General features: G+C 70.3%; 22 protein-coding genes. 10 read left to right on the plus strand and 12 right to left on the minus strand.

The genetic code is table 11. The features are described from left to right. Nucleotides 1–160 precede the first annotated feature (160 nt). The 5 genes from ACIPYQ_RS18640 to dnaA all read right to left on the minus strand — a co-directional run bounded on the left by ACIPYQ_RS18640 (nt 161) and on the right by dnaA (nt 6,832). Nucleotides 161–697, minus strand: coding sequence for a DUF721 domain-containing protein (locus ACIPYQ_RS18640; protein ID WP_361752896.1), 537 nt, complete (start codon nt 695–697; stop codon nt 161–163). After that, the gene (gene recF, locus ACIPYQ_RS18645) at nt 694–1,830 is read right to left on the minus strand and encodes a DNA replication/repair protein RecF (RefSeq protein WP_361752898.1); all 1,137 of its coding nucleotides are present in this window, start codon (nt 1,828–1,830) and stop codon (nt 694–696) included. Before recF ends, ACIPYQ_RS18640 begins: the two co-directional genes overlap by 4 nt. Nucleotides 1,831–1,894: 64 nt before the next feature. Continuing rightward, nucleotides 1,895–2,770 (minus strand): phosphogluconate dehydrogenase (NAD(+)-dependent, decarboxylating), encoded by an 876-nt coding sequence (gene gnd, locus ACIPYQ_RS18650; RefSeq protein ID WP_401252311.1) that lies wholly within the window; start codon nt 2,768–2,770, stop codon nt 1,895–1,897. A 250-nt stretch (nt 2,771–3,020) separates the two neighbouring features. Beyond that, nucleotides 3,021–4,151, minus strand: coding sequence for a DNA polymerase III subunit beta (gene dnaN / locus ACIPYQ_RS18655; RefSeq protein ID WP_361752900.1), 1,131 nt, complete (start codon nt 4,149–4,151; stop codon nt 3,021–3,023). An 875-nt stretch (nt 4,152–5,026) separates the two neighbouring features. Continuing rightward, nucleotides 5,027–6,832, minus strand: coding sequence for a chromosomal replication initiator protein DnaA (gene dnaA, locus ACIPYQ_RS18660; protein ID WP_361752902.1), 1,806 nt, complete (start codon nt 6,830–6,832; stop codon nt 5,027–5,029). 355 nt (nt 6,833–7,187) lie between these two features. On the opposite strand from dnaA, the gene rpmH reads away from it, so the two are divergent. From rpmH to ACIPYQ_RS18705, 9 genes are all read left to right on the plus strand, one after another. Further along, a complete protein-coding gene (gene rpmH, locus ACIPYQ_RS18665) occupies nt 7,188–7,325 on the plus strand; it encodes a 50S ribosomal protein L34 (RefSeq protein ID WP_008741645.1) in 138 nt (45 codons plus the stop codon). A gap of 20 nt (nt 7,326–7,345) precedes the next feature. After that, on the plus strand, nt 7,346–7,720 hold the full coding sequence (gene rnpA / locus ACIPYQ_RS18670; RefSeq protein ID WP_078848045.1) for a ribonuclease P protein component: 375 nt from the start codon (nt 7,346–7,348) through the stop codon (nt 7,718–7,720). Beyond that, nucleotides 7,717–7,998 (plus strand): membrane protein insertion efficiency factor YidD, encoded by a 282-nt coding sequence (gene yidD, locus ACIPYQ_RS18675; protein WP_076043740.1) that lies wholly within the window; start codon nt 7,717–7,719, stop codon nt 7,996–7,998. Before rnpA ends, yidD begins: the two co-directional genes overlap by 4 nt. A gap of 3 nt (nt 7,999–8,001) precedes the next feature. Continuing rightward, on the plus strand, nt 8,002–9,105 hold the full coding sequence (yidC, locus tag ACIPYQ_RS18680) for a membrane protein insertase YidC (RefSeq protein WP_401252316.1): 1,104 nt from the start codon (nt 8,002–8,004) through the stop codon (nt 9,103–9,105). Nucleotides 9,106–9,120: 15 nt separating this feature from the next. Continuing rightward, nucleotides 9,121–9,633 (plus strand): R3H domain-containing nucleic acid-binding protein, encoded by a 513-nt coding sequence (locus ACIPYQ_RS18685; RefSeq protein ID WP_030008408.1) that lies wholly within the window; start codon nt 9,121–9,123, stop codon nt 9,631–9,633. 131 nt (nt 9,634–9,764) lie between these two features. Next, nucleotides 9,765–10,481: a 16S rRNA (guanine(527)-N(7))-methyltransferase RsmG gene (gene rsmG / locus ACIPYQ_RS18690; RefSeq protein WP_361752907.1), complete on the plus strand. Its 717-nt coding sequence runs from the start codon at nt 9,765–9,767 to the stop codon at nt 10,479–10,481. Nucleotides 10,482–10,755: 274 nt separating this feature from the next. Next, nucleotides 10,756–11,844, plus strand: a complete 1,089-nt coding sequence (locus ACIPYQ_RS18695; protein ID WP_401252722.1) for a ParA family protein — start codon at nt 10,756–10,758, stop codon at nt 11,842–11,844. After that, a complete protein-coding gene (locus ACIPYQ_RS18700; RefSeq protein ID WP_401252321.1) occupies nt 11,841–12,932 on the plus strand; it encodes a ParB/RepB/Spo0J family partition protein in 1,092 nt (363 codons plus the stop codon). Before ACIPYQ_RS18695 ends, ACIPYQ_RS18700 begins: the two co-directional genes overlap by 4 nt. Nucleotides 12,933–13,034: 102 nt before the next feature. Next, a complete protein-coding gene (locus ACIPYQ_RS18705; protein WP_365468025.1) occupies nt 13,035–13,652 on the plus strand; it encodes a GNAT family N-acetyltransferase in 618 nt (205 codons plus the stop codon). A 63-nt stretch (nt 13,653–13,715) separates the two neighbouring features. On the opposite strand, the gene trxA is transcribed toward ACIPYQ_RS18705, so the two are convergent. The 7 genes from trxA to ACIPYQ_RS18740 all read right to left on the minus strand — a co-directional run bounded on the left by trxA (nt 13,716) and on the right by ACIPYQ_RS18740 (nt 23,225). Further along, entirely contained in the window at nt 13,716–14,057 is a 342-nt protein-coding gene (gene trxA, locus ACIPYQ_RS18710) for a thioredoxin (RefSeq protein ID WP_361752915.1), read from the minus strand. A 51-nt stretch (nt 14,058–14,108) separates the two neighbouring features. After that, nucleotides 14,109–15,068 carry a thioredoxin-disulfide reductase gene (gene trxB / locus ACIPYQ_RS18715; RefSeq protein ID WP_361752917.1) on the minus strand — a complete coding sequence of 320 codons (960 nt, stop codon included), beginning with the start codon at nt 15,066–15,068 and terminating at the stop codon, nt 14,109–14,111. 123 nt (nt 15,069–15,191) lie between these two features. Beyond that, nucleotides 15,192–16,112: an anti-sigma factor family protein gene (locus tag ACIPYQ_RS18720; RefSeq protein WP_401252325.1), complete on the minus strand. Its 921-nt coding sequence runs from the start codon at nt 16,110–16,112 to the stop codon at nt 15,192–15,194. After that, nucleotides 16,109–16,804 carry an RNA polymerase sigma factor SigM gene (gene sigM, locus ACIPYQ_RS18725; RefSeq protein WP_401252328.1) on the minus strand — a complete coding sequence of 232 codons (696 nt, stop codon included), beginning with the start codon at nt 16,802–16,804 and terminating at the stop codon, nt 16,109–16,111. The genes ACIPYQ_RS18720 and sigM overlap by 4 nt, the downstream gene beginning before the upstream one ends. A gap of 99 nt (nt 16,805–16,903) precedes the next feature. Continuing rightward, on the minus strand, nt 16,904–18,628 hold the full coding sequence (locus tag ACIPYQ_RS18730) for a protein kinase family protein (protein WP_401252330.1): 1,725 nt from the start codon (nt 18,626–18,628) through the stop codon (nt 16,904–16,906). A 117-nt stretch (nt 18,629–18,745) separates the two neighbouring features. Beyond that, nucleotides 18,746–20,914, minus strand: a complete 2,169-nt coding sequence (gene murJ, locus ACIPYQ_RS18735) for a murein biosynthesis integral membrane protein MurJ (protein WP_401252333.1) — start codon at nt 20,912–20,914, stop codon at nt 18,746–18,748. A gap of 46 nt (nt 20,915–20,960) precedes the next feature. After that, complete coding sequence (locus ACIPYQ_RS18740) at nt 20,961–23,225, minus strand: DUF6049 family protein (protein ID WP_401252336.1); 2,265 nt, start codon at nt 23,223–23,225, stop codon at nt 20,961–20,963. Nucleotides 23,226–23,410: 185 nt separating this feature from the next. On the opposite strand from ACIPYQ_RS18740, the gene ACIPYQ_RS18745 reads away from it, so the two are divergent. Next, nucleotides 23,411–24,877, plus strand: coding sequence for a CCA tRNA nucleotidyltransferase (locus tag ACIPYQ_RS18745; protein ID WP_401252339.1), 1,467 nt, complete (start codon nt 23,411–23,413; stop codon nt 24,875–24,877). Nucleotides 24,878–24,993 lie beyond the last annotated feature (116 nt).

A 24,993-nucleotide genomic window follows, 5' to 3' on the forward strand; every position in this document is an offset into this window, starting at 1 on the left:
CGACCACTCCAGCCCCTCCGGCGTTTGAGGAGCGGGGTCCGGGGCGGAGCCCCGATCTTTCAGCCCCGCCGGCGTTTGAGGCGCGGGGTCGGGGGCGGAGCCCCGGGTCCCGCGGAGCGGGCTGTGTGTATCCGCACGGGCAGCCCGCAGGGACACGGCGTCAGCCGTAGGTGTCCCCCGGCCCCGTACTCCCCGGCGCCCGCCACGGCCCGTACCCCTTCGGCCGGCCGCCCCCAGGCCCCCGCACCTTGATCATCCGCACCGTCCCCTGCCCCAGGTCCGCGTTCAGCCGCGCCACCAGCTGCGGCGCGAGCAGCTTCAGCTGCGCCGCCCACGCCGAGGAATCGCACCGCACGACAAGCTCACGGTCCTCGTACCGCTCCGGTTCACAGTGCGCCGCGATCTCCGGCCCGACGATCTCCGGCCAGCGCTCCATCACGCCCGCCACCGCCATCGGCATCTCCCAGCCGCGTTCGGTGCGCAGCCGGTCCAGCGCCGCCATCAGCGGCATCGGGTCCCGGCCGTCCGCGCGGGCGCCCGAGCGGAGCCCCGGCTGCCGGCCCTTCTTGGCGCCGGCCGCGTTGCCCCGGGCCCGCGCCTGCTCCCGCGCCGCCGCGAGGGCCTGGCGGGCGAGGTCCACCCCGGAGGCTTCCGGGGGCTTGCGGCCCTCCTGCGGGTTCTTGCCGTTCTCGCTCACAGCCGGGTCACCTCACCGCCGGACACCCCGAACCGCGCTCCCACCAGCACCCCCGGGACGTCGTCGTCCACCGCCGCCGTCACCAGCACCTGCTCGCCCGGCGCCACCAGCTCCGCCAGCCGTTCCCGGCGCCGCGCGTCCAGCTCCGCGAACACGTCGTCCAGGATCAGCACCGGCTCGCTGCCCTCCGAGCGCAGCAGCTCGTACGAGGCCAGCCGCAGCGCCAGCGCGTACGACCAGGACTCGCCGTGGCTCGCGTACCCCTTCGCGGGCAGCTCCCCGAGCCGCAGCAGGACGTCGTCGCGGTGCGGGCCCACCAGGGTCACGCCGCGCTCGATCTCCTGCTTGCGCACCTCCACCAGCGCGGCCAGCAGCACCTCGTAGAGCGCCTCACGGCTGCGCGCCGCACCGCTGTCCACCGGTTCGCCGGCCGAGGACTTGTACGCCAGCCCGAGCGGGCCGCCGCCGGGCGCGAGCTGCTCGTACGCCTTGTCCGCCAGCGGCAGCAGCGTCGCGATCAGATCCAGCCGCTGGGCCAGGAGCTCCGCGCCCGCGCGCGCGAGGTGCTGGTCCCACACGTCGAGGGTGGAGAGGTCCATGGAGCGGCCGCCGTGCCGCCGGGCCATCGCCGCCGACTTCAGCAGGGTGTTGCGCTGCTTGAGCACCCGCTCGTAGTCGGAGCGGACCGCCGCCATCCGCGGCGAGCGCGCGGTGACGAGCTCGTCCAGGAACTTCCGGCGCTCCCCGGGGTCGCCCTTGACCAGGGCCAGGTCCTCCGGCGCGAACAGCACCGTCCGTACTATGCCCAGCACGTCCCGCGGCCTGACCTGCGAGGACCGGTTGATCCGGGCCCGGTTCGCCCGCCCCGGATTCAGCTCCAGCTCCACCAGCTGCTGGCGCTCGCCCTGGGTGACGGCCGCGCGGATGATCGCCCGGTCCGCGCCCATCCGTACGAGCGGGGCGTCCGCGGAGACCCGGTGGCTGCCCAGCGTCGCGAGGTAGCCGATCGCCTCGACGAGGTTGGTCTTGCCCTGGCCGTTGGGCCCCACGAAAGCGGTGACGCCCGGGTCGAGGGGAACCTCGGCCCGGGCGTACGAGCGGAAGTCGGCCAATGAGAGATGCGAAACATGCATACGGCGCCGACCTCCCCCGGCTACTTCTCTTTCGTGGTGCTGTGCTGCTGACTGCTGTGAGCCGTCAGGCCTTCTCGACCGCGTGGCCGCCGAACTGGTTGCGCAGCGCGGCGATCATCTTCATCTGCGGGGAGTCGTCCTGCCGCGAGGCGAACCGCGCGAACAGCGACGCGGTGATCGCGGGCAGCGGCACGGCGTTGTCGATCGCCGCCTCCACCGTCCAGCGGCCCTCGCCCGAGTCCTGCGCGAAGCCGCGCAGCTGCTCCAGGTGCTCGTCCTCGTCGAGGGCGTTCACGGCCAGGTCGAGCAGCCAGGAGCGGATGACGGTGCCTTCCTGCCAGGAGCGGAAGACCTCGCGCACGTCGGTGACCGAGTCCACCTTCTCCAGGAGCTCCCAGCCCTCGGCGTAGGCCTGCATCATGGCGTACTCGATGCCGTTGTGGACCATCTTCGCGAAGTGGCCCGCGCCGACCTTGCCGGCGTGCACGGCGCCGAACTCGCCCTCGGGCTTGAGGGCGTCGAAGATCGGCTGGACCCGTGCGACGTGGTCCTTGGCGCCGCCGTACATCAGCGCGTAGCCGTTCTCCAGGCCCCACACGCCGCCGGAGACGCCGCAGTCGACGAAGCCGATGCCCTTGGCCGCCAGCTCCCCGGCGTGCTTCTCGTCGTCGGTCCAGCGGGAGTTGCCGCCGTCGACGACGATGTCGCCGATCGAGAGCAGCTCGGCGAGCTCGTCGACGGTGGACTGCGTCGCCGCACCGGCGGGGACCATCACCCACACGACGCGGGGGGCCTGCAGGCTGTCCACAAGTTCCCGCAGGCTGTGGACGTCCGCGAGGTCCGGGTTGCGGTCGTATCCGATGACGGTGTGGCCTGCGCGGCGGATGCGCTCGCGCATGTTGCCGCCCATCTTGCCGAGACCGACGAGACCAAGCTCCATCAGGTGGTTCCTTAAGCGTTGTGGCCGTCTTTGCCGGGGCTTCCCCGGCCGTGTCCTCGCCGGACGCGCAGGGGGTCGCCCACCGGATCCGAGCCTACGCCGGGCCGTGGCGGCGGGCCCTGCGGGCGCTCCATGGGGGCCGGTCCGGCTTTCGGGGTTTTCCCCGGCGCCCTCCCCAGCCTGTGGACGAACGACGTCGGGCCCGGTCCCGCAGCGCGCGAGACCGGGCCCGACGTCGACAGGTGGGGCGTCAGCCGGACAGGCGCACCGGCATGATCAGGTACTTGTAGGTTTCGTCGGCCTCCGCGTCGAGCGCCGGGCGGCCGCTGAGCAGCGCGGGCTTGGTGGACGTGGTGAAGCTCAGCTGGGCCACCGGGGAGGCGATCGCGCTGAGGCCGTCCAGCAGGAAGGTCGGGTTGAAGGCGATCGAGATGTCGTCGCCGTCGAGCTGGGCGTCGACCCTCTCCACAGCCTGTGCGTCGTCGGAGGAACCGGCCTCCAGGATCAGCACGCCCTGCTCGAAGCTGAGGCGGACCGGGGTGTTGCGCTCGGCCACCAGGGCCACGCGCTTGACGGCCTCGACGAAGGGCGCGGTCTCGATCACGGCGACGGAGTTGAACTCGGTCGGGAAGAGCGTCCGGTACTTGGGCAGGTCGCCCTCGAGCAGCCGGGTGGTGGTGCGGCGGCCGGCGCCCTCGAAACCGATCAGACCTTCGCCCGCGCCGGAGCCGGACAGCGCCAGGGTCACGGTGTCACCGCTGGTCAGGGAGTTGGCGATCTCCTGGAGCGTCTTGGCGGGCACCAGGGCCACGGCCGACGCGTCCGGGTTCTCCGGCTTCCACAGGAACTCGCGGACCGCGAAGCGGTAGCGGTCGGTGGAGGCCAGGGTGACGCGGTCGCCCTCGATCTCGATGCGGACACCGGTCAGCACGGGCAGCGTGTCGTCACGGCCGGCGGCGGTGGCCACCTGCTTGGCGGCGGAGGCGAAGACCTCGCCGGGCACGGTGCCGGTCGCGGTGGGCATCTGCGGCAGCGCCGGGTACTCCTCCACAGGCAGGGTGTGGAGTGTGAATCGCGAGGAGCCGCAGACCACGGTCGCCCGTACACCGTCTGTGGAAATCTCCACCGGACGGTTGGGGAGGGCGCGGCAGATGTCGGCGAGCAGCCGGCCGGAGACCAGGACGGTGCCGTCCTCCTCGACGTCCGCCTCGACGGAGACGCGGGCCGAGACCTCGTAGTCGAAGCCGGAGAGGCTCAGCGTGCCGTCCTCGGCCTTGAGCAGCAGGCCCGCGAGAACGGGCACCGGCGGCCGGGCCGGGAGGCTACGGGCAGCCCAGGCCACCGCCTCCGCGAGTACGTCGCGCTCCACCCGGATCTTCACCGGAACCGCCTCCTGCTGTTGCTCGCTCGTCTGCCGGCCTTCGTCGTCGGCTCGTCGATGCCTCGACCGATGCCGGGGACCAGTCTGACGTACGGCGCCGACACTCGGTGCGGCTGGCGGTCAAGTCGGGGGCGAGGCGGCGCAGCGGGATCCCGACGAGTTGTGCACAGGACCTGCTTGAAAACCGAAACCGGCCTAACTCTCTATGGGGGTAGTAGTAGGGCCTGTGGAAACGGTGGATAAGCCCGTTCTCGCAGGTCACACCGCGTTTTTTATCCACCGGCCCTGTGGGCGACACCGGTGGACAACCCCGTGTCTCTGTGGAGAACGAAAAGTTCTGCACAGGCCGTCCCCAGGGGACCCCGACTACTCCACAGGTGTGTCCCCAGCTTTCCCCCGGTACTCCACAACCCAAACGTCTACTTCCGTGTGACCGCTTTCACTCCGGGCGGTGAGAGGGGGTGGTGCGTTGCCGAACAGTGGACAAGGGTGTGGAGAAGAGACCGGATCCTGTGCACAGGGTGCGCGAACCTGTGGGGAGACGGTGGACAACGTCGTGGACAGGGCTGTGGACGAAATATTTGTCCACAGCCTGTGGATGACGCTTGCGCACAATTCCACAGGGGGCTGACCTGGCCTGATGGGGCCTCACTCCGCATGCCTGTGGACAGATTGTGGGTGACGCGGCCCGTCCCCAGGGTGTGGACGGAAGAAAGTCACGGAATCTGTGGATGAGTTGCTCCCCAGGGGGCGTATTCGAACAGGTCAGGGGCGCGCGGACGAAAAAGGGCGCCCCCGTTGTCGTCCGGGAGCGCCCTCTGTAAGCGTGTGAAGGGGCCCTTGCGCGGCCCCGGGCGAGTGGTACGGGGCCGCTCTCAGCCGTTCTTGATGCGGTTGGTGAGCTCGGTGACCTGGTTGTAGATGGACCGCCGCTCGGCCATCAGAGCGCGGATCTTGCGGTCCGCGTGCATCACGGTGGTGTGGTCGCGGCCGCCGAACTGCGCCCCGATCTTGGGCAGCGACAGGTCGGTGAGTTCCCGGCACAGGTACATGGCGATCTGCCGGGCGGTCACCAGGACCCGGCTGCGCGAGGACCCGCACAGGTCGTCCACGGTCAGGCCGAAGTAGTCGGCGGTGGCCGCCATGATGTCGGAGGCGGTGATCTCGGGGGCGCTGTCCTCCCCGCCCGGGATCAGGTTCTTCAGCACGTCCTCGGTGAGGCCCAGGTCGACCGGCTGCCGGTTGAGGCTCGCGAAGGCCGTGACCCGGATCAGCGCCCCCTCCAGCTCGCGGATGTTGCGCGAGATGCGGGAGGCGATGAACTCCAGTACCTCCGGCGGGGCGTTGAGCTGCTCCTGGACGGCCTTCTTGCGCAGGATCGCGATACGGGTCTCCAGCTCGGGCGGCTGGACGTCGGTGATCAGGCCCCACTCGAAGCGGTTGCGGAGCCTGTCCTCCAGGGTGACGAGCTGCTTGGGCGGCCGGTCGGAGGAGAGCACGATCTGCTTGTTGGCGTTGTGGAGGGTGTTGAAGGTGTGGAAGAACTCCTCCTGCGTCGACTCCTTGCTCGCGAGGAACTGGATGTCGTCGACGAGCAGGATGTCCATCTCGCGGTAGCGCTTGCGGAACGCGTCGCCCTTGCCGTCGCGGATGGAGTTGATGAACTCGTTGGTGAACTCCTCGGAGCTCACGTACCGCACGCGGGTGCCGGGGTAGAGGCTCCGCGCGTAGTGCCCGATGGCGTGCAGCAGGTGCGTCTTGCCGAGGCCCGACTCCCCGTAGATGAAGAGGGGGTTGTAGGCCTTCGCCGGTGCCTCGGCGACGGCCACCGCGGCGGCGTGCGCGAAGCGGTTGGAGGCACCGATGACGAAGGTGTCGAACAGGTACTTGGGGTTCAGCCGGGCGGTCGGCTCCAGCGGGCCCGAGGTCGAGCCGCCGGACGGAGCCGGGGGCGCGGCGGGCCGGCCCGGGGCCTGGCGCGGCGCGGGCTGCTCGTACTGCTGTTGTTCGTACTTCTGCTGCTCGTACTGATGCGACTGGTGTGGCTGGTGCGACTGATGGGGCTGCTGGGATTCGTACGGGGACTGCTCGTACTGCTGCTGCTCGTAGGAGCCCTGGTCGTAGCCGTTGGGCTCGGGCTGCTGGAGGTAGCCCGGCTGCGGGGAGGCGTACGGGTCGCGCTCGGGGAAACCGCCGAGGCGGGGCTGCTGCCAGCCGTAGTCGTCCTGCTGGCCGCCGCGGGGCCAGGCGCCGGGCTCGGGGCGCGGCTGCTGGTAGTCCGGATAGGCGGGGCGGGCGGTGGGGAGCTGGTCGTCGCCGTTGCCGGGGCCGCCGCCGGGGCGCTGGCCGCCGTACGGCTCGTACGCTCCGGGCTGCTGCGCGGGCGGGGCGGGGGGTGCGGGCTCGCCGGCGGAGTCGTCCACGGTGATGGCGATCCGGATGGGGCGGCCGCATTCGCGGCTCAGCGCGTCACTGATCAGCGGGGCGAGCCGGCCCTCGAGGACGCGCTTGCCCCATTCGTTGGGGACGGCGAGCAGTGCGGTGTCGGCGACGAGTGCCAGGGGCTGGCACCTCTCGACCCACTGCTTGTCCTTCGGCTCGATCCCCGGCTGTCCCTCCCCGAGGAGCTTTTCGAGCACCCTTGGCCACACTGCGGCAAGATCGGCAGGTACGTCAGCCACAGAGCACGCTCTCTCACAGGGGTCCCACGAATGTGTGGTTCTTTGGGACGGTCGGGACAAAAAATCCGGGGTCAGGCAACGGTAGTCAGGCCAGCGGGTACGGTTCAAGTCGTTGTCCACAGCCTGTGCACAGTGTGGGGCCCCGTCTGCTCGGTTTGACCGGATGGCGTAGCCGCGCGTACCGTAACGAGGTCGAGTTGTCGATGGCTGCTGCCGCCTGCCTACCGATGGGCGAAGGTCACTGATAGTGATCATTTAGCGGTGCCACTCGGGCGAACACGCGAGTTTCCTCGTGGGCGCACGGTGACAGCCAGGCGATGTCCCGCCACAACGATTCATTCTCTGGAGCCCCCGAGTGAGCAAGCGCACCTTCCAGCCGAACAACCGCCGTCGTGCCAAGACCCACGGCTTCCGTCTCCGGATGCGTACCCGTGCCGGTCGCGCGATCCTCGCGAACCGTCGTGGCAAGGGCCGCGCCGCCCTTTCCGCGTAACCAACGCAGGTCGTGACGTCGTGCTGTCTCCCGAAAATCGGCTGAGGCGGCGCGAGGACTTCGCGAGCGCGGTACGCCGAGGTCGTCGGGCTGGTCGCCCGCTCCTCGTCGTCCACCTACGTACAAGCGGTGCAACGGACCCGCACGAGTCGGGGGAGATCGATCCCTCGTCGCGTGCGGGTTTCGTCGTCAGCAAGGCTGTCGGCAACGCCGTCATACGTAACCGGGTGAAGCGCCGTCTTCGCCATCTGGTCCGGGAGCGGCTGTCCCAGCTGCCCGCCGGTAGCCTGGTGGTGGTACGCGCGTTGCCCGGAGCGGGCGATGCCGGCCCCGACGAACTGGCCCGGGACCTGGACGCCGCTCTGGTGCGGCTCCTGGGAGGCGTGGCTCGATGAAGTACCCGCTGCTCGCTTTGATCAAGCTGTACCAGTGGACGATCAGTCCGCTGCTCGGCCCGGTGTGCCGGTACTACCCGTCGTGTTCGCACTACGGGTACACCGCCATCGACCGGCATGGTGCGGTGAAGGGGACGGCCCTGACCGCCTGGCGGATCCTGCGGTGCAATCCGTGGTCCCCGGGTGGCGTGGACCATGTCCCACCCCGTAAACGCCCGCGTTGGCACGAGCAGCTGCGCAGTGCGTTGCGTAGATCTCGCAATGCTCAAGGAGCCTGATTAGTGGACACGATTGCCAGTCTGTTCAGCTTTATCACCACGCCCGTCTCGTGGGTCATCGTCCAGTTCCACTCGCTGTACGGCGCGGTCTTCGGGCCGAACAGCGGATGGGCCTGGGGTCTGTCCATCGTGTCCCTGGTGGTCTTGATCCGCATCTGCCTGATCCCGCTCTTCGTGAAGCAGATCAAGGCGACGCGAGGCATGCAGGCGCTCCAGCCGAAGATGAAGGCGATCCAGGAGCGCTACAAGAACGACAAGCAGCGTCAGTCCGAAGAGATGATGAAGCTGTACAAGGAGACGGGCACCAACCCGCTCTCCTCGTGCCTTCCGATCCTGGCGCAGTCCCCGTTCTTCTTCGCGCTGTACCACGTGCTGGCGAGCATCGCCAACGGTGAAGAGATCGGCTACATCGACGGTCCGCTGCTGGCCAGCGCGCGTGAGGCCCACATCTTCGGGGCCCCGCTGGCCTCCAAGTTCACCGACAGCGCCGCGGAGGTCGCCGCCCTGGGCGCCTCGATCACCGACGTGCGCATCGTGACCGCCGTCATGATCGTCCTGATGTCGCTGTCGCAGTTCTACACCCAGCGTCAGCTGATGCAGAAGAACGTCGACCTGTCGGTCAAGACGCCGTTCATGCAGCAGCAGAAGATGCTGATGTACATCTTCCCCGTGATCTTCGCGGTCATGGGCATCAACTTCCCCGTCGGTGTTCTCGTCTACTGGCTGACCACGAACGTGTGGACCATGGGTCAGCAGATGTACGTGATCAACCAGAACCCGACGCCGGGCAGCAAGGCGCAGGACCAGTACCTGACCCGCCTGCTGAAGCACATCGGCTCGCACGGTGACGTCAAGGGCCGGAGCAAGAAGAAGGTCGTCGCGGCGATCGTGGCCAAGGGCCCGGACCGCAACGACAACGAGCGGAAGTTCATCACGGCTCTGACGAAGCAGGGCCTGGCCGCCCAGCCGGACGGCTCCGTGATCAAGAGTTCCGAGGCCACGGCGGATTCGGATGCGGCGAGCGGCGGTGCCGCGAAGCGGCAGCAGCCGAAGCGGCAGTCGAAGTCGCAGCGTCAGACGCCCAGCAAGCCCTCTCCCAAGAAGTAAGAAGGAGTCCCTCCCGTGACGGAAGGCACCACCACCGCCGCCGCTGAGAGTGGCGACACCCTGACCCGCCTCGAGCAGGAGGGTGAGATCGCGGCCGACTACCTCGAGGGTCTGCTGGACATCGCCGACCTGGACGGCGACATCGACATGGACGTCGAGGCCGACCGGGCCGCGGTGTCGATCGTCAGTGACTCCGCCAGCCGCGATCTGCAGAAGCTCGTGGGCCGCGACGGTGAGGTTCTGGAGGCTCTGCAGGAGCTGACCCGCCTCGCCGTGCACCGGGAGACCGGGGACCGCAGCCGGCTGATGCTGGACATCGCCGGGTTCCGTGCGAAGAAGCGCGAGGAGCTGGCGGCGCTGGGCGCCCAGGCGGCGGCTGACGTGAAGGCCTCGGGCGAGCCGCTGAAGCTGGCCCCGATGACCCCGTTCGAGCGGAAGGTCGTCCACGACGCCGTGGCGGCCGCCGGTCTGCGGAGCGAGTCCGAGGGCGAGGAGCCGCAGCGCTTCGTCGTTGTGCTCCCGGCCTGACCCCTGGCGCGAGTATTCGGCCCCGTCTGTGTCGCAGGCGGGGCCGATGTTTGTCAGCCTGGCAAATGAACGACGCGGCATCTTGAAGACGTGGTTTTTCCAGAACCATGCGGTACGGAAGGACGGTCCCCGTGACGGAGGCAGCTGAGCTTCCCCAGGCGCCTGAAGAGGCGCGCGCGGTGTTCGGTGAGTTTTTCCCGGAAGCTGTGCGGTACGCGGAGCTGCTGGCGGACGCGGGAGTCAAGCGGGGCCTGATCGGGCCGCGTGAGGTGCCGCGGCTGTGGGAGCGGCACCTGCTCAACTGCGCTGTGCTGTCGGAGGTGGTGCCTCAGGGCGTCACCGTGTGCGACGTGGGTTCGGGCGCCGGTCTGCCCGGCATCCCGCTGGCGCTGGTGCGCCGGGATCTCAAGATCACTCTGTTGGAGCCGCTGCTGCGGCGGACGACCTTCCTCCAGGAGGCCGTGGAGCTGCTGGGCCTGGACCACGTCACGGTGGTGCGCGGGCGGGCCGAAGAGGTTCTCGGCAAGCTGCAGCCGGTGCACGTGGTGACGGCACGCGCCGTGGCTCCGCTGGACCGGCTGGCCGGCTGGGGCGTTCCCCTGCTGCGTCCGTACGGGGAGATGCTGGCGCTCAAGGGCGACACCGCCGAAGAGGAGCTGGTGTCGGCGAAGACCGCCCTGGCGAAGCTCGGTGTGGTGAAGACCTCAGTGCTCCATGTGGGCGAGGGCCTGGTGGACCCGTTGTCGACGGTGGTCCGGGTCGAGGTCGGAGAGAGCCCCGGTGGGGTGAGGTTCGCGGCCAAGCGGGCTAAGGCGGCCCGGGTGGGACGCACCCGCCGGCGCCGTTGATTCCTTGAGGTGTGGGGCCCGGCGGAGATTTCAGCTGCGTTGGGCCCTATAGGTATGGATTTCGGAGTGTCGTAGCGGCCCGAAGACCCTGTCTGGGCGCTGTCCGGGCATCGTGTTTCACGTGAAACGTCGCTCTCTGCTGCACGGAATCATCAGCCGCGGTCGTGCGGCCGCGTCCCCCCTCCAGCGCAAGGACGCAAGGGGGACGGAGTTGTCCACATCGGTGGATTCATCCACAGGAGTACGGGCCCCGCTGGTTCGCAACCCCGGTGACATGGCAGGCTCTGTTCATCGCGAGCCTGATGTCGAGGAGAGTGACACCGTGCGGTCCGACGCCAACCTCGCGGGGCCGATGGCCGATCCGGTCCCCGGTCCCCGCTCTGAATCGGCGGGTGAGGATGTTTCACGTGAAACATTGCCTCCCCCGCTTGTAGACAACGACACCCCCATCGGCCGAGCCGCCCAGCTGGCGGTCGATGCGCTGGGGCGCACCGGTGAACGGCTGCCCAGGCCGGAGCAGACCCGGGTCATCGTGGTCGCCAACCAGAAGGGCGGCGTGGGCAAGACCACGACGACCGTGAACCTGGCGGCCTCGCTGGCCCTCCACGGCGCGCGGGTCCTGGTGGTCGACCTCGACCCGCAGGGCAATGCGTCCACGGCCCTGGGCATCGACCACCACGCGGATGTGCCGTCGATCTACGACGTGCTCGTGGACAGCAGGCCTCTCCTGGAGGTCGTCCAGCCGGTCGTGGATGTGGAGGGGCTCTTCTGCGCTCCGGCCACGATCGACCTGGCGGGCGCGGAGATCGAGCTGGTGTCGCTCGTGGCGCGGGAGAGCCGGCTGCAGCGGGCGATCCAGGCGTACGATCAGCCCCTCGACTACATCCTGATCGACTGTCCTCCCTCGCTCGGCCTGCTCACGGTGAACGCGCTGGTGGCCGGCGCGGAGGTGCTGATCCCGATCCAGTGCGAGTACTACGCGCTGGAGGGTCTGGGCCAGCTGTTGCGCAATGTCGATCTGGTGAGGGCCCACCTCAACCCGGCGCTGCACGTGTCGACCATCCTGCTGACGATGTACGACGGCAGGACCCGGCTGGCCTCGCAGGTGGCGGAGGAGGTGCGCAGCCACTTCGGCAAGGAGGTGCTGCGGACGAGCATCCCCCGGTCGGTGCGCATTTCCGAGGCGCCGAGCTATGGGCAGACGGTGCTCACCTACGACCCGGGTTCCAGCGGTTCCCTCTCCTATCTGGAGGCGGCGCGAGAGATCGCGTATCGAGGGGTCGGTATGCAGTACGACGCCCAGCAGGCCCATCTGGGCCCGGGCATGAACAGCACGCAGAGTGTGGCGGAGGGGATCCAGTGAGCGAGCGACGTAGAGGTCTGGGGCGAGGGCTCGGTGCGCTGATCCCCGCGGCCCCGCAGGAGAAGACGCCGCCGGTGATCAGTTCCGGTTCGACGTCTCCGTCGGCGGTGCCGGTCATGACGTCGGAGCGCGGGGTCGCTGCGGCGAAGCTCGCCTCCCTGGCGCAGGCCGATGTTTCACGTGAAACATCGCTCGCGGTCGTCCCGGCGCAAGAGCCGGAGCCGGCGGCGGAAGAGGCCAATGTGGTGGCGGGAGCGACGTTCGCGGAGCTCCCGATGGACGCGATCACGCCGAACCCGCGCCAGCCGCGTGACGTGTTCGACGAGGACGCGCTCGCCGAGCTGGTGACCTCCATCCAGGAGGTGGGCCTGCTCCAGCCGGTGGTCGTGCGGCAGTCGGCCCCGGGCCGCTATGAGCTGATCATGGGTGAGCGGCGCTGGCGTGCCTGCCGGGAGGCCGGACTGGAGGCCATCCCGGCGATCATCCGGGCAACGGACGACGAGAAGCTGCTGCTGGACGCGCTGCTGGAGAACCTGCACCGGGCCCAGCTGAACCCGCTGGAAGAGGCCGCGGCCTACGACCAGCTGCTCAAGGACTTCAACTGCACCCACGACCAGCTGGCCGACCGGATCGGGCGCTCGCGCCCCCAGGTGTCGAACACGCTGCGGCTGCTGAAGCTGTCGCCGTCGGTGCAGCGCCGGGTGGCCGCGGGTGTGCTGTCGGCCGGACATGCACGGGCGCTGCTTTCGGTGGACGACTCCGAGGAGCAGGACCGGCTGGCGCACCGGATCGTGGCCGAGGGTCTGTCGGTGCGTGCGGTCGAGGAGATCGTGACGCTGATGGCCTCGGAGCCGTCGAGTGCGGTGAAGCCGAAGGGCCCGCGGGCGGGTACCCGGGTGGCTCCGGCGCTCAGCGAGCTGGCGACGCGGCTGTCGGACCGGTTCGAGACGCGGGTGAAGGTGGACCTGGGCCAGAAGAAGGGCAAGATCACCGTCGAGTTCGCCTCGATGGAGGATCTGGAGCGGATTCTGGGAACGCTGGCGCCGGGCGAGGGCCGGGTGCTGGAGCAGGGTCTGTCCGGGGAGTGATCCCAGGGCCGCCGAGGGGCGGGTCGTGCAGGTGTGAACCGGCGCGGTCCGCCCCTTCGCTTTGCTGTCGAAGAACGAGAGGCCAGTGGATACGATGCGGTCATGGGTCGTCGGCTGGTACCGCTCACGCTGGACAACCTCCAGGACTTGCCGCGTCGTTGCCGGTCCTGCGTGTTCTGGGAGCTGGATCCGGTCAGTGGCGAGGCCGCCGTGAAGGCGGGAACTCCGGCACTGGAGAAGGAGGCGTGGATCTCCGCCGTCCTTCTGGAGTGGGGATCCTGCGGCCGAGTGGTCTATGTGGACGAGGTTCCGGTCGGGTTCGTGCTGTACGCGCCGCCGGCGTACGTGCCCCGGGCCACCGCGTTTCCGACCAGTCCGGTCTCGCCGGACGCGGTGCAGCTGATCACCGCGTGGATCATGCCGGGGTATCAGGGGCAGGGCCTGGGGCGGGTCATGGTGCAGACGGTGGCGAAGGATCTGCTGCGGCGCGGGTTCCGGGCGATCGAGGCCTTCGGGGACGCGCGGTGGGAGGGTCCGGCCTGTCTGCTGCCCGCGGACCATCTGCTGGCCGTGGGCTTCAAGACCGTGCGACCGCACCCGGTGCATCCGCGACTGCGCCTCGAACTGAGGTCGACGCTGTCCTGGAAGGAAGACGTGGAGCTCGCGCTGGACCGGCTGCTGGGCGGGGCGCGCAAGGAGCCGGCACTGCGTCCCCTGTGAGGGGGAGCGGGATGTGCGAAACGGGGCCGCCCCAGGAGGGGCGGCCCCGTTTCACGTGGAACATCAGGCGGTCTTGACCTCGACGAAGTCCGCGAGGTCACGCAGGATGGCGGCCTTCGGCTTGGCACCGACGATCGTCTTGACGACCTCGCCGCCCTGGTAGACGTTCAGGGTCGGGATGGACATGACGCCGTACTTGGCGGCCGTGTCCGGGTTCTGGTCGATGTTGAGCTTGACGATCTCGATCTCGTCGCCGTACTCGGCGGCGATGGCCTCGAGGGACGGCGCGATCTGGCGGCACGGTCCGCACCATTCGGCCCAGAAGTCGACCAGTACGGGCTTGTCGCTCCTGAGGACCTCGGCGTCGAAGTCAGCGTCGGTCACGTTCTTGAGGGTGCCGGCCACAGCGGCCTCCTTCTTCTTCCTGCGGGGTGTGTGGGGTGGGGGCTTTGGGGGTCAGACCGCCGCGTGGGCCTTCTCGGCGTCCGCGAGGGCGGCGAGGAAGCGCTCGGCGTCGAGGGCGGCGGAGCAGCCGGTGCCCGCAGCGGTGATGGCCTGACGGTACGTGTGGTCCACGACGTCGCCGGCGCCGAACACGCCGGTGACGCTGGTCCGGGTGGAGGGCGCGTCGACCTTGAGGTAGCCCTCCTCGTCGAGGTCCAGCTGGTCCTTGAACAGCTCGGTGCGCGGGTCGTGGCCGACGGCGATGAACAGGCCGGTCACGGGCAGCGCGGAGGTCTCACCGGTCTTGGTGTTGCGCAGGGTGAGGCCGGAGAGCTTCTGCTCGCCGTGGATCTCGGCGACCTCGCTGTCCCAGGCGAACTTGATCTTCGGGTCGGCGAACGCGCGGTCCTGCATGGCCTTCGAGGCGCGCAGGCTGTCGCGGCGGTGGACGATCGTGACGGACTTGGCGAAGCGCGAGAGGAAGGTGGCCTCCTCGATCGCGGTGTCGCCGCCGCCGACGACGGCGATGTCGTGGTCCTTGAAGAAGAACCCGTCGCACGTGGCGCACCAGGAGACGCCGCGGCCGGAGAGCGCGTCCTCGTTGGGCAGGCCGAGCTTGCGGTGCTGGGAGCCGGTGGTGACGATGACGGCCTTGGCGCGGTGCACGGTGCCGGCCGTGTCGGTGACGGTCTTGATCTCACCGGTGAGGTCCACGGCCACGATGTCGTCCGGGACGAGCTCGGCGCCGAACCGCTCGGCCTGACCCCGCATGTTGTCCATGAGGTCCGGGCCCATGATCCCGTCCTGGAAGCCCGGGAAGTTCTCCACCTCGGTGGTGTTCATCAGGGCGCCACCGGCGGTGACGGCGCCTTCGAAGACCAGGGGCTTGAGCGAAGCGCGTGCGGTGTACAGGGCGGCGGTGTAACCGGCCGGCCCGGAGCCGATGATGATCACGTTTCGTACGTCGCTCACGGGTTTCTTCCTCGTCTCTGCGGACTGCGTGCTGCCTACCGGGGGCCGGTGCGGACTCTCACCCCACCCAACGGATCCTACGGCGCATGCATTCCCCACCCGCCCACCGCCGACCTGAACGTGTCAGGCCCGGGGGTAGGTACGGGTCAGGAGGACCTTTCCGGGGGCGGCGGAGCCGGTGTTCTCGCAGCCCGTGTCGACGAGGTAGGCGTCCACGCGCGAGGAGTCGGACGGGTGCGGCAGGACGAGGAGGTACACCGCGGTGCCCTGATAGGTGCCGCGCTCGGAGGCGAGCAGGGAGTCCGGGCGGCCGGTGGCGTTCTGGACGCAGGCGGGGACGAGAGGTGCCGCCCGCTTGTCTCCGGGGGCGACTCCGGGAGCGGTGTTCTCCATGCCGTACGTGTTGTTCTGCTCCCCCGGGGTGGTCTTGGCGCCCGGTGCGGTGGTGATGAGCTGCCGCACGCTGTCCTGGAGCCCTTGTGCGGTGTAGGCGCCGTCGGCCGAGGCGGCCCCGGGCGGCTGGGCGGCGGAGTCCGAGGCGTCGCCGCGGGCGGCGGTGTCACTGGCGGGGGTGCCGGTGAAGTCGCCGAACAGGAAGAGGCCGAGGGCGCAGGCGGCGGCGCCGGCCAGGCCCGAGAGCACGGCGATCCGGCGGCGGGCACGGCGTCTGCCCGGGCCGGTTGGGCCGGTCGGGTGACCGGCGGGCGATGTTTCACGTGAAACATCGCGGTCCGGCGTGCGCGGACGGGCCGCCGGTGCGGCCTGCACCCGGGGCTGGGTCGCGTCGAGGAGGGCCTCGGCGGCGAGGGCCGCGTCGATGCGGCCGGCGATGTCGGCGGGCATCCGGGCCGGGCCCGGGAGGGTGCCGAGAAGCCCGCGGATCTCCTCCAAGGAGGCGCGGACGTCGGCGCACAGGGCGCAGTCATCGAGATGACGGCGGACTTCGGCGGTCCGGGACGGGGAGAGGAGGCCTTCGGTCAGATCGGAGATCTCCGAGACGTCCGGGTGCCGGATCGTGCCGGTCGTGCCGGTTGTGGGGCTCACGGTCGTCCACCTCCGCCCTTCACAGCGTCTGGGTCTGGATGCCTGGGTCCTGCCGCTGGTGGGACGGGTGGACCCGGCGTCCGGTTCCTTCCCCGCTCGACGGCGGTGTTATCCCCGGCATTCGTGCGCAGATGAGTGAGGAGGGGGACGAGTTTCGCCCGGCCGCGGGCGCACCGGCTTTTCACGGTGCCGGTGGGCACCTCGAGGATGCGGGCGGCTTCGGCGACGGGGTATCCCTGCATGTCGACGAGGACGAGCGCGGCCCGCTGGTCGGCCGGGAGGGTGCCCAGGGCGGCCAGGAGCTGGCGGTGGAGGTCCTGGCGCTCCGCGGGGGCCTCGGCGGACTCGTGGGGCTCCAGGAGCCGCTCCAGGCGGTCCGTGTCGTCGATCGGAGAGGTCCTGCGGGTCGCGGCCTTGCGGGCACGGTCGAGGCAGGCGTTCACGGTGATGCGGTGCAGCCAGGTGGTGACGGCGGATTCCCCGCGGAAGGTGTGGGCGGCCCGGTAGGCGGAGACCAGGGCGTCCTGCACGGCGTCAGCGGCCTCCTCGCGGTCGCCGAGGGTCCGCAGGGCCACGGCCCACAACCGGTCCCTGTGCCGCCGCACGATCTCCCCGAACGCATCGGGGTCGCCGGCCACGTGCCGGGCCAGCAGGTCCGCGTCACTGGCTTCGCCGGTCGTCGCGTCGTGCATCACACCTCGCCTCCCGGAGGGAGATTACGGCTTGGGCGGGCTGAATACGAGGGACCGCTGCGCAGCCGGCGCAGCGGTCCCGTGTGCGGCGGCGCGGCCCTACTCGGCCGTGCCGAGCACCTTGATCTCGTTGATGCCACCGCGGAAGCCGTCGCCGCCCTCGGAGGGCAGTGCGGTGATGTGCACCAGCACGAAGCGGGTCTTGATCGGAGTGTCCCGCGTGGCCTCAAGTTTCTTCCCAGTGTTGCCCAGTTTCACGAGCTCCTGGGAGAAGTCGGAGATGCCGCGCGGCGAGGTGGCCTCAGGGGCTGCGGCGCGGACCTCGACCTTGTGCCCCGCACTGCGCATGTCCACGTCGATGCCCGTCACGTCCTGGACGCTGCCGAGGTCGACGATGATGCCGCTGCCGTCGTCATAGTCGGGCAGGTTGCCGAACTTGCCCTCGTAGCCGTAGAAGATCTTGGTGACCCACGCGGTGTCGTGCTTGCCGTCGATGGTCTTGTCGGCGTCGTCGGCCTTGATCGGTTGCTTGCCGAAGACGGAGGCGCCGGTGATGGGCAGCGGCTTGCTCTCCTTCGGCTTCTTCTCGTCCTCTTTCGTCTTGGTGGACTGCGAGTTGTTGGGGCTGCCGCTGTCGCCCTTGACGCGGTCCAGGAGGGTGTCGGCGAGCTGCCAGCTGCCCAGGCCCAGAGCGGCGATGAGCAGGGCGGCCACACCCCACTTCAGGACGCGACCGGTGCGGCTCTGCAGCGGGGGCGGCGGAACGGCGACGGGACGGGTGGCCGGCCCGCCGGGGTGAGTCGGCGGACGGCCGTAGCTGCCCTGCTGGTACGTGGTGTGCTGGTACTCGGGCGGCGGGGTGAAGGCCGGCTCCGGCGGCCGGATGCGGGGCATCGCGGCGACGGCCTTGGCCAGCTCCTCGGGGCTGGTGCAGGCGGGCTCTTGGCGGGAGGCGGTGGCCCCGTCGTTGGCGAGCGCCCGCATGGCGAGTTCGCCCAGGCCCCGGTGGACGCCGGCGCGCACCTGGTCGGGGGCGATCAGGCCCACGCCCTTGGGCAGGCCGGTGAGGCCGTAGGCGTCGCTCTCGTACGGCCAGCGCTGGGTGAGGGCGGCGTACAGGAGGGCGCCGATGGCCTCGGTGTCGGCGCGCTGCGGGGTCTCGCTGGTGATGCCGCGCAGGGCGGCGTTCACGGCGAGGCCGCGGATGCGGTACTGGCCCGAGGAGGTGCGCAGTATCGCGCTGGGCGTCAGCCGCAGATGGGCCAGGCCCTCGCGGTGCGCGGCGGCCATGGCCTGGGAGATCTGGCTGACGAGCTGATAGGCCTCGTGGGGCTCCAGGGGGCCCGCGGCGAGGAGTGCGGTCAGCTCGGTGGCGTCGGGCAGCCACTCGTGGACGACGTAGACGAGGTCGTTCTCCTCCACGGCGTCGAGGACCTGGACGAACCGGGGGTCGCCGAGCAGGGCGGAGGAGCGCGCGGCAGCCAGGACGGAGCGTGCCCGCGCGTGGTCGGCGGGCATCAGGTGGACGCCCACGGCACGCCGCAGCTTCTCGTCCATCGCGCGCCAGCTGCTGAATCCGTCCACGCGGGTGACGCACTCTTCCAGCCGGTAGCGTCTGGCGAGTTTGTGGCCGCTGTGGAGTTCGGGCGCGGCCGCGGGGGCCGCCTTCGTGCGTTCGCCGTCCTTGTCGGGCATGGGTCCGTCCGCGGCTCGTCCGTTCTGGGTGTCCACCCCGTCGGACGTGGCCTTTGCCGCCTGAGCGGCCAGCGGCTCATCGCCGCCGTTGTCGGCCACGTCGACGGCAGCCGTGCTACGTTCCGCCACCGTCGTTCCTGCCTCCCCATCCGTTGCGCGCTGTAGGCCAGTCTGCGAAGCCATGCCAATTGTGCCCACAGTCCGACGCTATGCACGACACACGAACGGGGGCGACGGTTGTGCGCATCAGCGCCCCAAACGTCCGCGGACCATTCCGACCATCGCGTTGAGCTCTTCGATCCGCATCCGCTTGGCGGCGATGAGGAACACGGCCGCCAGGGCGATGCCTCCGGCCACGAGGGCGGTGGCGGAACCGGCGACTCCACTGCCCAGCCACTGGGTGACACCGTAGGCGGCGGCACCCGCCACCGCGGCGGCGGGGACGCAGGCGCCCGTGAGGCGCGCGTAGGTGCGCATCACGTGGGCGCCGTCGAGGTCGCCGCCCAGGCGGGTCTTGAGACGGCGCCAGGCGACGCCCACGCCGACGGTGTAGCCGAGCCCGTAGGCGGCGGCCATGCCGACGACCGCCCAGCGGGCGGGGAGCACGAAGAAGGAGGCCGCCGAGACCGCCGCGTTGACGGCGGCGACGATGACGGTGTTGTAGAAGGGCGTCCGGGTGTCCTCGTAGGCGTAGAAGCCGCGCAGGACGACGTACTGGACGGAGTAGGGGATCAGGCCGAGGCCGAAGGCCATCAGGATGTAGCCGATGTTCTGGGCGCCGGAGCCCGAGCCGGCGTAGAGCAGGGTGGCCATCGGCACGCCGAGCGCGAGGAACGCGAAGGCACACGGCACGATCGCGACGGCCGAGGTGCGCAGCCCGTAGGAGATGTCGTCGCGGACCGCGGCGGCGTCCCCGTCGTGGGCGGAACGGGAGATGCGCGGCAGGACGGCCGTCATGACGGAGACGGTGATGATCGCCTGCGGCATCTGCCACAGCAGCAGCGCGTACTGGTAGCCGGTGAAGCCGGTGCCCGGGTGACCCTGCTTCTCGGCGATGGACCCGGCCCAGGTGGCGAGCTGGGTGACGACCACGAGGCCGGCCTGGTTGGCGAGGACGAAGAAGAACGTCCACTTGGCCAGGCCGGCGGCCTTGCCGAGGCCGTGGCCCTTCCAGTCGAAGCGCAGGCGCGGCTTGAAGCCCGCGTCGCGCAGGTACGGCAGCATCGCGAGGGCCTGGACGGTGAGGCCGAGCAGCGTGCCGATACCCAGCAGGCGCACGCCCTCGGGGGTGACGGTGGTGGCGTTGACGCCGGAGGTGGTGAAGCCGCCGAAGGCCCAGATGAAGGCGCCGAACGTGGCGATGACGACGATGTTGTTGAGGACCGGGGTCCACATCATCGCGCCGAACCGGCCGCGGGCGTTGAGGATCTGACCGAGGACCACGTGGACGCCCATGAAGAACATGGTGGGCAGGCAGTAGCGGGCGAACGCGACGGCCACTTCCATCTGCTGCGGGTCGGAGGCGATCTTCGGCGACATCATCGTGATGAACACCGGTGCGGCCAGGACGCAGATGGTGGTGATGGCGGCCAGCAGGACCACGACGAGGGTCAGCAGCCGGTTGGCGTACGCCTCTCCGCCGTCGTCGTCGTTCTTCATCGCCCGGACCAGCTGCGGGATGAAGACGGCGTTCAGGGCGCCGCCGCCGACCAGCACGTAGATCATCGTGGGCAGCGTGTTGGCGATCTGGTACGTGTCGTTGAAGGTGCCGACGCCGATCGCGCCGGCGATGACCAGGGTGCGTCCGAAGCCGGTGATGCGCGAGACGATCGTGCCCGCGGCCATGAGCGCGCTGGACTTCAGGAGGCTGGAGGCGCGCCCGGCCGGCTTGCTCGGTGCCGGCGCCGCGACGGGAGCCTCCTCGACGGGGGTGCGGGGGGCCGCCTCCTGGTCCCGGTAGAGGTGCGCGAAGGCATCGGGTTCCGGCTGGTCCTCCGAGGCCTGCGTGACGAGGGAGTCGACGCCGACGAACTGGGTCGTGGTGGCGTGGTCGCCGTACGGCAGGTGGCGCGAGGGACCGTCCGGCTCGGGCGGCGGGGTCTGGGCCCAGACGCGCGGGTCGGGAGAGTACGAGGGGGCGGTCGGCGCCGCGTAGAGCGGGCCGGGCTCCTGGTAGGTGCCGGGCGGCGGCGGCGGGTGCGAGGCGCGGTCGTAGAGCACCTCGGCGACGGGGTCCTGGGCGGACAGGTCCTGGGACCGGTACGGGTCGTAGTCGTAGGCGTCCTGGACATACGGGTCGCGGTCCGGCGCGGGCGCGGGAACCTGCCCGGGCACCGGGGTGCCCGGGGCAGTGCCCTGGGAGGGCGCAGGCCCACCAGTGCCCTGCGCGCGGTCACCGTCGTACGGCGCGTTCATCGAAACCCCACCTCATCGTCCCCAGGCCGACCGGCCACGGCATCGCTCAACGGTCCACTGTCTCACCCGTGCCGGACCCCTCGGTGCTTTGCGGTCCGGTGTCCGGGGACTCGTCACTCGGCTGCGTGCTCTCCTCGGCGGCTGCACGGGCCGCGACGCGCTTGCGGCTGGCGTACATCTTGATGCCTGCCAGGACCAGGAGGAGCACACCGCCGGCGATCACGAGCATGACGGTGGGGGTGATCTCGGTGGCCTCGACGGTGAACCGTCGTTCCTTGCCGTAGGGGACGCCGTTCTTGGTGAAGAGCTGCGCCGTGACCTCGACCGGACCGCTCGCGTTGGCGTTGGCCGGGAACTTGAACGTCTGGGTGTGGTCGCCCTGGACGGTCACCGGCTGCTCGGCCTGGCCGCTGTCGCCGAACATCAGGCGGGTCGGGTTGCCGGACTTCACCCGCAGGACCAGGTTGTGGACGTCCTGGACCAGGCTGTTCTGGACGCTGACCGGGATGGTGGCGCTGTGTCCGGACAGGGTGGCGTCGGACTTGGGGATGACCTTGACCTTCTCGGTGAGACCGATCAGGTACTCCTGCACCTGGTCCCGGTAGAGGCGAGCCTCCTCGGGACGCCCGCGCCAGGAGGTGGACATCTCCCGGTTGGTGGTGTTGCCGAAGGGGATCTCCACGCGGTCGGGCGCGGCCAGGATCACCTTGAAGTGGTCGAGGGTGGTCTGCGTGGTGCGGATCTTCTCGAAGGCCGACACCGGCATCTCCTGCTTGCGCAGGGCCTCGGGGTACTGGCCGGCACCCGGCACCTGGGTGGCGGCGCCGGGATCCGGCTTGGCGGCGGCCGCGGCCTCGAGGTCCCCGGGCTGCGTCCAGCGGCCCGCCTGGAGCCCGCGTACGGCCGCGGCCATCGTCTGCACCTGGCTGACGGTGGGCATCCGCTGCGGGGCGACGACGAAGCTGCGCTGCTCGTCGGTCTTCTGCAGGTTGAGGGCGAGGCTGTGGGCGAGGAACCGCTGCACGGCCAGGGTGGCGGACCCGGCGTTCAGCATGTCGCCCTCGAAGGCGGTGGACAGATCGGCGTCCGCGACGACGGCCGTGGTGCCGGCGCCGATGGGGCGGGCGGCCGAGGGCGTGTAGCCGAGCGCTCCGCTCTCCACGAGGCTGTCGCTGCGGGTGAGGACGTTGTGGGCGCCGGCCGAGGTGGCGACGTTGACGATCGAGGGGTCGATGGCGCCGTCCACGGGCCAGGAGAAGTCGGTGGACGCCGGGACGTGCAGCACGGTCTCGACGGCCTGCTTCGCCTTGTCGGTGGCGGGGCGCAGCTGGCCCAGGGTGCCCGAGACGTCCTTGCCGTGGTGGGCGAGGGAGGCGAGGTCGGGGTCGGCGTAGGGCAGGGCGACGACCTTCTTGCCCTGGACGGCCGCTTCCAGGGAGTTCAGCCACTGCTCGGCGACGGCCCTGTTCTTCCCCTGGACGGGCTTGCCGCCCGGGCTGCGGACCCGGTAGCCCTTGGTCATCGCGTCGACCGTGTAGAGCAGGTCGGGGTCGATGACCCAGGTGATCGGCAGGTCCTTGCCGAGGGCGACCATCTGCTCCAGGCGGCCGCCGGGCTTGAGCTCTTCGGCGAGCGATTCGTCGAGGAAGACGGGGGTCTGCAGCTCGTCGGAGCCGGTCTCCGCGGTCACGCGGGTGGTGGAGATCAGCGGCCACGCGTACGTGATCTGGGAGCGCTTGGAGGCGGCTTCCGGCTGCCAGGGCAGGAAGGTCCGCTTGATCCCGAGGACCTGTTCGGACGGGCGGCTCTCGGTTGCCCCGGACAGGGAGACGCCGAGCTGGTAGACCCCGTCCTTGTCCAGTTCGAGCTTGTTCACCGGGACGCTCAGGGTGAACTCCTGGCGGACCTTCGACGGCAGTGAGGCGATCTTCACGGCGTAGGCCGGATCGATCTCGCCCGGGTCGGCGCCGGCCCGGAAGCCGTTGCGTTCCGCCGCCTCGTCGATCGACGCCCGGTCCGCGAGCGCGGGCCCGACCCGCAGGCCGACGTGCGCGTCGTTGATCGTCTCGGAGCCGGTGTTCACCACGGTCCCCGTGATGGTCAGGGTGTCGCCCTTGACCGGGGCTGCGGGGGCCATGGAGGTCAGCTGGACGTCCACGCCGGTCGCCTGGACGGCCTGGGCCCGGGGGGCCGGGGAGTAGACGAGGGCGGCCATCACGGGCGTCCCGGCGAGCAGGACGATCGCGCGCCGCAGCCAGCGGCGCCGGACAGGAGCGGGGGACGCCCCCTGGATGTCTGCCGCCTCGGCCACGCGCTAGCCCGTTCCTCGAAGTGTCAGTGCTCGTCTTTTGTGCGTCCACGCATGGTAACGAGGCCCGCTGTGTGCGAGTGCCGCGCCTTGCTCCACATGATCGGTTCGGCCCCGGGGCGGCCGGGTACCGGGGTCGCGCAAAACGAGGCGGCCCCTGGTGGGCCGGGCACGTACCCTTTTCTGTTGTGCCGAACGCCAACGAAGACACCCCCAGTGCCCTGAGTCAGGTGCAGCGCCGCGCGGTCAGTGAACTGCTGCGGGTCGCCCCTGTCGCCGACGAGCTCGGCCGCCGATTCCAGGAGGCGGGCTTCCGCCTCGCCCTGGTCGGTGGGTCCGTCCGCGACGCGCTGCTCGGGCGTCTCGGCAACGATCTCGACTTCACCACCGATGCCCGCCCCGAGGACGTGCTGAAGATCGTCCGGCCGTGGGCCGACTCGGTGTGGGACGTGGGCATCGCCTTCGGCACCGTCGGGGCGCAGAAGAGCGCCCGCGTCGGGGACGTCGTGCGGAACTTCCAGATCGAGGTGACGACGTACCGCTCGGAGGCCTACGACCGCACGTCGCGCAAGCCCGAGGTCTCCTACGGCGACTCGATCGACGAGGACCTGGTCCGGCGCGACTTCACGGTCAACGCCATGGCCCTGGCCCTGCCCGAGCAGGAGTTCATCGACCCGCACGGGGGCCTGGAGGACCTGGCCGCCGGTGTGCTGCGCACCCCCGGGACCCCGGAGGACTCCTTCTCCGACGATCCGCTGCGGATGCTGCGGGCGGCGCGGTTCTCGGCACAGCTGGACTTCGAGGTCGCCCCGGAGGTCGTGGCGGCCATGAAGGCGATGTCCGATCGCATCGAGATCGTCTCGGCGGAGCGGGTCCAGGGTGAGCTGAACAAGCTGGTCCTGTCGGCCAACCCGCGCCGGGGCCTGGGCCTGCTGGTGGACACGGGGCTGGCGGACCGGGTCCTTCCCGAGCTGCCCGCGCTCCGGCTGGAGAGTGACGAACACCACCGGCACAAGGACGTCTACGACCACTCGCTGATCGTGCTGGAGCAGGCGATCGCCCTCGAGGAGGACGGCCCGGACCTCGTGCTGCGGCTCGCGGCCCTGCTGCACGACATCGGCAAGCCCCGCACCCGCCGCTTCGAGAGCGACGGCCGCGTCTCCTTCCACCACCACGAGGTGGTGGGCGCGAAGATGACCAAGAAGCGGCTGACCGCGCTGAAGTACTCCAACGACATGATCAAGGACGTGTCCCGGCTGGTGGAGCTGCACCTGCGCTTCCACGGCTACGGCGACGGCGAGTGGACCGACTCCGCGGTGCGGCGCTACGTCCGCGACGCCGGTCCGCTGCTGGAGCGCCTGCACAAGCTGACCCGCTCCGACTGCACCACCCGCAACAAGCGCAAGGCCAACGCCCTCTCCCGGACCTATGACGGGCTGGAGGAGCGCATCGCGCAGCTGCAGGAGCAGGAGGAGCTGGACGCGATCCGGCCCGACCTGGACGGCAACGAGATCATGCAGGTGCTGGACGTCGGCCCGGGCCCGGTGATCGGCAAGGCCTACGCCTTCCTGCTGGAGCTGCGGCTGGAGAACGGCCCGATGGGGCGTGACGCCGCCGTCGTCGCGCTCAAGGAGTGGTGGGCCGCTCAGGCCTGAGGGACGGCCGCCGGGGGGGCGCATGAACCGGGCAAAACCCCCCCCGCGGCCCGTTGGCCCGCCCCCCCCCACGACACGCCCCCCACCCCGCCCCCCCCCCCCACGGGGGGGGACGG

Origin of the sequence: Streptomyces sp. NPDC090045 (assembly GCF_044747975.1) — a bacterium.
Lineage (GTDB): Bacteria > Actinomycetota > Actinomycetes > Streptomycetales > Streptomycetaceae > Streptomyces.